The organism is Sporichthya sp., assembly GCF_013815995.1.
Taxonomy (GTDB): Bacteria; Actinomycetota; Actinomycetes; order Sporichthyales; family Sporichthyaceae; genus Sporichthya.
This window is the reverse complement of sequence record NZ_JACDFE010000278.1, coordinates 1-5,004: the sequence shown is the minus strand read 5'-3', so window position 1 is coordinate 5,004 and position 5,004 is coordinate 1. Positions and strand designations below refer to the sequence as shown.

General features: G+C 71.7%; 3 protein-coding genes and 2 pseudogenes. 4 read left to right on the top strand and 1 reads right to left on the bottom strand.

Going from position 1 to position 5,004, the window contains the following annotated elements; all coding sequences use genetic code 11:
* From H0X00_RS21460 to H0X00_RS21445, 4 genes and pseudogenes are all read left to right on the top strand, one after another.
* Positions 1-317 (top strand): annotated as a pseudogene (locus tag H0X00_RS21460) (rRNA cytosine-C5-methyltransferase); the annotation flags it as partial.
* Positions 318-412: 95 nt separating this feature from the next.
* A complete protein-coding gene (locus H0X00_RS21455; protein ID WP_293774667.1) occupies positions 413-2,386 on the top strand; it encodes an APC family permease in 1,974 nt (657 codons plus the stop codon).
* Positions 2,361-3,884 (top strand): ATP-binding protein, encoded by a 1,524-nt coding sequence (locus H0X00_RS21450; protein ID WP_293774666.1) that lies wholly within the window; start codon positions 2,361-2,363, stop codon positions 3,882-3,884. Before H0X00_RS21455 ends, H0X00_RS21450 begins: the two co-directional genes overlap by 26 nt.
* Positions 3,881-4,609: a response regulator gene (locus tag H0X00_RS21445; RefSeq protein ID WP_293774665.1), complete on the top strand. Its 729-nt coding sequence runs from the start codon at positions 3,881-3,883 to the stop codon at positions 4,607-4,609. The genes H0X00_RS21450 and H0X00_RS21445 overlap by 4 nt, the downstream gene beginning before the upstream one ends.
* Here the strand turns inward: H0X00_RS21445 and H0X00_RS21440 are convergent.
* Positions 4,545-5,004 (bottom strand): annotated as a pseudogene (locus H0X00_RS21440) (hypothetical protein); the annotation flags it as partial. The gene H0X00_RS21445 and the pseudogene H0X00_RS21440 overlap by 65 nt on opposite strands.

Genomic DNA, 5,004 nt, shown 5'->3' with positions numbered 1-5,004 from the left:
GCCGGTGGCGGCGCGAGCCCGGCGACGTCGGCCGCCTGTTCGACCTCCAGCGCAAGCTCCTGGTGGGCGCAATCGCGGCCGCCCGCCCCGGCGCCCTGATCGCCTACGTCACCTGCTCGCCGCACCCGGGGGAGACGCGCGGGGTCCTGCACGCCGCCGTCGCGGATGCCACCAAGCGGGACCTCGGGACCGAACTCGTCGACGCCCGGCCGTACCTGCCCGGCGTCCCGGACCTCGGCGACGGCCCCCACGTCCAGCTCTGGCCGCACCGGCATGGGACCGATGCCATGTTCCTGGCCCTGCTCCGCCGGCGCTGACCCCCGCAACTGAGCGACAGGTCCTATCACCGTCTCGGTGCTCAAGTCGTGGGGCCGCGTGCGCCGCGGGCGAGGCACAGTGTTGGCTTCTCCCCGTGAACTTCACCCGGGTCCCCAAGCGCATCCTGCTGGGGACCCCGATGCGGAGCGACCGGCTCGGCGACACGCTGCTCCCCAAGCGGGTGGGGTTGGCGATCTTCGCCAGCGGCCCGCTGTCCTCGGTGGCCTACGCGCCGCAGGAGATCTTCCTGGTGCTCTCGGTCGCCGGGACGGCGTACTTCCAGGAGGCCACCTGGTTCGCCCTGACGGTCGCACTGCTGATGGTGGTGGTGATCTCCTCCTACCGGCAGAGCGTGCGGGCCTATCCCGGCGGCGGTGGCGACTACGACGTCGCCATGGCCAACCTCGGCCGAACCGGCGGCCTCACCGTGGCCAGCGCCCTGCTGGTGGACTACGTGGTCACGGTGGCGGTCTCGGTCTCGGCGGGTGTGGAGAACCTCGGGGCAGCGGTGCCTTTCGTGGCCGAGCACCGGGTGCCAAGCGCGCTGGTCGTCATCGGCGTGCTGATGCTGTTGAACCTGCGCGGCATCGCGGAATCCGGGTTCTGGTTCGCGATCCCGGCCTACAGCTTCGTCGCGGGTGTGCTGGTCCTGGTCGTCGTCGGACTTTTCCGGGTGCTTGTGCTCGACGACGACGTGAAGGCGCCGAGCGCCGAGTACGAGGTGATCGCCCAGTCGGGCAAGGTCACCGGGTTCGCGCTGGTGTTCCTGATCGTCCGCGCGTTCTGCGCCGGAAGTGTCGCCCTGGCCGGCGTGGAGCAATCGGCCAACGGGGTGCCGGCCTTTCGCGAGCCGAAAGGGCGCAACGCCTCGATCATCCTGTTGCTGATGGGGATCATGGCGATCTGCATGTTCACCGGCCTGGTCACCCTCGCCGCGCTCACCGATTTCAAGGTGGCCGACGACCCGGCCCGCGAGATCCTGATCAACGGGGTTCCGGCCGGGCCGGACTACGAGCAGGACCCGATCATCGCCCAGATGGCCGAGGCGGTCTTCGGGGACGGCTCGGTGGCGTTCGTCGCCCTGGCCTTCGCCACCACCCTGATCCTGTTCTTCGCCGCGAACACCTCGTTCAACGGCTTCCCCCAGCTCGGCTCGATCCTGTCCCGGGACCGGTTTCTGCCCCGCCAGCTCAGCCAGCGCGGTGACCGGCTCTCCTACAGCAACAGCATCATCGCCCTGGCCGTCGCCGCCGGCCTGCTCGTGTACGTCGTGGACGCGGACGTCACTCGCCTGGTCGGGATGTATATCGTCGCCGTCTTCATCTCTCTGACGCTGGGTCAGGTCGGGCTGGCCCGGCACTGGACGAGGATGCTGCGGTCGGGCGAGGTCGGCGCGTCCGATCCGGCTCGGCGCCGCCGGATCCATCGCGACCGGACCGTGAACACGGTCGGGTTCGTCTGTACCGGCACCGTCCTCGCGGTTGTGCTGATCACCGACTTCCTTGACGGCGCGTGGGTTGTCATCGCGGCCGTCCCTCTGCTGTTCGCGATGATGCGCAAGATCGCCAACCACTACGACCAGCTGACCGCCGAGCTCACCCCGATCAAGGGCGGCATCACCCTCCCGAGCCGGATCCACGGCATCGTTCTGGTCTCCAAACTGCACACCCCGACCTTGCGGGCGCTGGCCTTCGCCCGGGCCACCCGGCCGGACACCCTGGTCGCGCTGACGGTGCAGACCTCACCGGACGGCACCGTGGAGCTGTTGCGGGCCTGGAGTGAGCACGACATCGAAATCCCGCTGACGGTCCTGGACTCGCCCTACCGCGAGGTGACCCGGCCGGTCCTGGACTACGTACGCAACGTGCGGACCTCGAGTCCACGTGACGTGATCTGTGTGTTCGTCCCGGAGTATGTCGTCGGCAAGTGGTGGGAGCAGCTCCTGCACAACCAGACCCCGCTGCGGCTCAAGGCCCGGCTGCTCTTCCAGCCCGGCGTCATGGTCACCAGCGTCCCCTGGCAGCTCGGCTCCGCCGCCGGTCGTGACGCAGACGACAGCAGGCGCTAAGAAGCGCGCGCCGCACACCGGTGGGCTGATCCCGAGCGAGGGCCAGGGCAGACTGGGCGCCGTGCCGAGCGGCGAGCTGACCCGCGAGCCAGGCGCCCGCTTGCTGGGCCCTGGCAGCGCCTTGCCGCGCACCCGCCGGCTGACGGCCTTCGCCGCCGCGGCCGCCGTGCTGCCGCTGATGACGGTGGTGATGGTCCAGGTTCGCGAGCACCTGGACCTGGAGAGCGTGCTGCTGCTCTACGTGCTCGCGGTCGTGGTCGTCTCGGTGCTGGGCGGCGTACTGCCGGCGGTCGCGGCCGCCGCCGCCGCACTCGTGCTTTCCACGCACTACTTCACCGAGCCGTACGGCCACTGGGACGTCACGCACCGGCTCGACGTCATCGCGCTGGTGACCTTCGTCCTGGTCGCGGTCGGGGTCAGCGTGACCGTTGAGCTCGCCGCGCGGGCCCGGGTGATCGCGGCACGGGAACGGATCGAGGCGGACCTGCTCTCCCGGGTCTCCGCCGCCTCGGTGGGGGAGAGCTCCCTGGTCGACGTGCTCACCCAGGTGCGCGACACCTTCGGGATGACCTCGGTGGCCTTACTCGCAGGGGGGCCCACCGGCAATCGCCCGGTCGGCCTCGTCGGCGCGGTGCTGGAGGGCCGGCCGGTAATCTTCGCCGATGCCGGCGACGGCATGCGCCTGGTCGCCGAGGGCCCTGAGCTCTTCGCCGCCGACAAGCGCCTGCTGCAGCGCCTGGCCGTCGCGGCGGCCCGGGCCTGGGAGGCCCAGCGCCTGGCCGAGGAAGCCTCGCGCGCCCGGGAACTGGCCGAAGTGGACCGCTTGCGCTCGGCGTTGCTCGCGGCCGTGGGCCATGACCTGCGCACGCCCCTGGCCGGGGTGAAGGTGGCGGTGTCCAGCCTGCGCCAGCCGGACATCGAGTGGAGCGAGGAGGAGCGGGCGGAATTCCTGGCCCAGATCGAGTCCTCGGCGGACCGCCTCGGCGAACTCGTCGCCAACCTGCTGGCGATGAGCCGGTTGCAGGCCGGGGTGCTCTCGGTGCACCTGGCGCCGGTGGCCCTCGACGAGGTGGTCGCCCGCGCGCTGCTCGGCCTCGACCATGGCGTGGTCGACGTCGACGTGCCGGACGACCTGCCGCACGCCAGCACCGACGACGGGCTGCTGGAGCGGGTGGTGGCCAACCTGGTCGACAACGCCCGTCGGTTCGCCCCGCCGGGCATCCCGGTGCAGGTGGCCGGCGCGCTCGCTCCGGACCGCCGGTCGTTGCGGTTGTCCGTGCTGGACCGGGGACCGGGGGTGCCGCCGGAACAGTGGGAAGCGATGTTCACCCCGTTCCAGCGCCTCGACGATCGCGGCGGACCTGGGGTGGGCCTCGGACTGGCCATCGCCCGTGGGTTCACCGAGGCGGTCGGCGGCACCGTCGAGCCGTCCGCGACCGAAGGCGGCGGGCTCACGATGACAGTGACGGTTCCCGTCGCCGGTCAGGTCGGCACATGACGGGGCATCAGGACGGCGCGGCTCGCGTCCTCATCGTCGACGACGACGACACGCTGCGGCGCGCGCTGGGCATCAACCTCAAGGCCCGCGGCTACGAAGTGGTCGACGCCGCTGACGGAGCGTCAGCCCTGGCCCTCGCGGCCCGCAAGCCGCCGGATGTCGTCGTGCTCGACCTCGGCCTGCCGGACCTGGACGGCGTCGAGGTGATCCTGGGGCTGCGAGCGTGGTCGCGGGCCCCGATCGTCGTGCTGTCCGCCCGTGAGGACCAGTCGCAGAAGGTCGCCGCGTTGGACGCCGGCGCGGACGACTACGTGACCAAGCCCTTCGGGATGGACGAACTGCTGGCCCGGGTGCGGGCGGCCCTGCGCCGCGCGGCCCCGGTGGAGGAGACCGGCGGTTCGGTGGTGACGACACCGGACTTCACCGTCGACCTGAGGACGCGACGGGTGGTCACGGCGGCCGGCGAGGTGCGCCTGACTCCGACCGAGTGGGCGTTGCTCGAGGTGCTGGTCCGCCACGCCGGCCGCTACGTCCCGTCGAAGACACTGCTGCAGGAGGTCTGGGGACCGAGCTACGGCACCGAGACCAACTACCTGCGCGTCTACATGGCGCAGTTGCGGCGCAAGCTCGAACCGGATCCGGCCCGCCCGCGCTACCTGATCACCGACCCCGGGATGGGGTACCACTTCGCGCCGGACGCCGCCGGGCAGTCCGGCGAGCACTGACCTTGCGGTCCCCGCGCGCGGGCGACGCCGTGTCGGCGTCGTCCGCGGCGGGAGCCGGGTAGGAGATCTCGATGTCGCCGGGACCGGAGATCGAACCGGCCCCCACCGACGCCTTGCTCAGCCGGACGCCCGGGCCGGCGCTGGCCACGAACCCGCTGCCGCCCCCGGCTCCGCCACTGATGACCTTCACGTCTGAGGCCCGCATGACGGCTTCGGTCGGCACGCTGCTGCCACCGCCACCGCCACCGAAGTAGCCACCACCGCCACCGCCGCCGGCACCGGGTGCGCTCAGGGTGGCCGCGCCGATCCCGCCGGAGCCGCGGGAGCCGTTTTCCGCACCCGGACCGCCGAGACCGCCACGGTCGGCCCCGCCGAAGCCGCGGTTGGGTCCGCCC

Bases quoted from the DNA above. Each gene is read 5' to 3' on its own strand.
- H0X00_RS21445 (WP_293774665.1), top strand. From the start codon at position 3,881: ATGACGGGGCATCAGGACGGCGCGGCTCGCGTCCTCATCGTCGACGAC.